Here is a 1138-nt window from a genome sequence, read left to right on the forward strand (position 1 = left end):
TGACGTTTGCAGTCCTTGCACTGGTAGTTCTGCTTGCCATAGCTTTTTTTGCCGTTTTTCTTTAAACTGGGACTGTGACAGTCGGGGCAATTGATCTGTATTTGTGTCTTCATAACCTCAAATATATCATCTTGCTTCGGCTGTCACCCTTCTTTTATTACTCCAGCATACTTTTTGATACACCACCCTTTTTTTATCTTTTTTTTGAGCCCTTATCCCGAATTGGGGTTACCTAGAGTATATACCAAGCTATCTTGAGTAGCTGCCTGATTTCCAGCACTATCAGAATCAAGTAAAGCTGCAATTTTCAAATTTTGAGCATGTAGTATGGTGGCGTAGTAGACTACTTTGCCAGCTGTATTAGCGAAAACTAGAGAGATTTTATCGTTCAAGTCAGCTATTTTTTTTGCGCGTAAAAGTGCTGACGCTGCCTCTATATACCAGTAATCTGTTAGCCCCTCTAAAATTAGATTCTTCTTTTGCGTAAATAAGCTTTGAGCCAAATCGTATCCTAATGCTTCTTGGAGAGGGAGAAGAGCCGCTGGATCGCTTGAATTAATTGTATTATGTACTTTAGTACCATCACTACGATCTTTCATTTCCACAACTTTGACAATATTTAGTTCATCAGGCCCTACTAGAAATGGAGAGTGAGTGGTATAGATAGTTTGGTTTTGTTCCGCTAATCTTGATATTGTTGTTCTAAAATCTCGTTGCTTCAAAGCATGAAGGCTCATGCCTGGTTCATCTAGAAGAAGAATAGCATTTTTATGTTTATCCGCAGCTTCTGCAAAGAAAATTATAAAAAACGACACAAGCCATTGAAAACCCTCTGATCGTTGATCTAACTCAATATCGACACCCATATCGTCTTCTACAACAACTTTCAAGTACTGACCATCAGCTGTTACTCTTAGTTTATCGGCTTCTGGTCTGTTAGGGTTTGGCATCCATATTTTTCGAATTTCTCTCGTGAGATGAATGCTTGCCGCATTTAACAAATAACTCCTCCTATCTAGTTTGTCTTGGTAGTCCTTCAATGCTTTTGGATTATTAGCATTTGGGACTGGAGTATTACCAAAGCCCCCTATGGCAGGATAGTTGTCACCCCTAAATAATAATTCCAAAGGGGACAATG

Annotated in this window: 2 protein-coding genes; both read right to left on the reverse strand. The window is 39.1% G+C overall.

What is annotated here, in order from left to right; translation table 11 throughout:
- Nucleotides 1-113 (reverse strand): IS1 family transposase (locus tag EI164_RS16235; protein ID WP_192519804.1); only part of this gene is annotated, 113 nt, incomplete at its 3' end.
- Nucleotides 114-212: 99 nt separating this feature from the next.
- The coding region (locus EI164_RS16240; protein ID WP_192521007.1) for an ATP-dependent nuclease at nucleotides 213-1138 on the reverse strand (926 nt) is incomplete at its 5' end.

This window comes from Psychrobacter sp. FME13 (genome assembly GCF_014861395.1).
Classification (GTDB): domain Bacteria; phylum Pseudomonadota; class Gammaproteobacteria; order Pseudomonadales; family Moraxellaceae; genus Psychrobacter.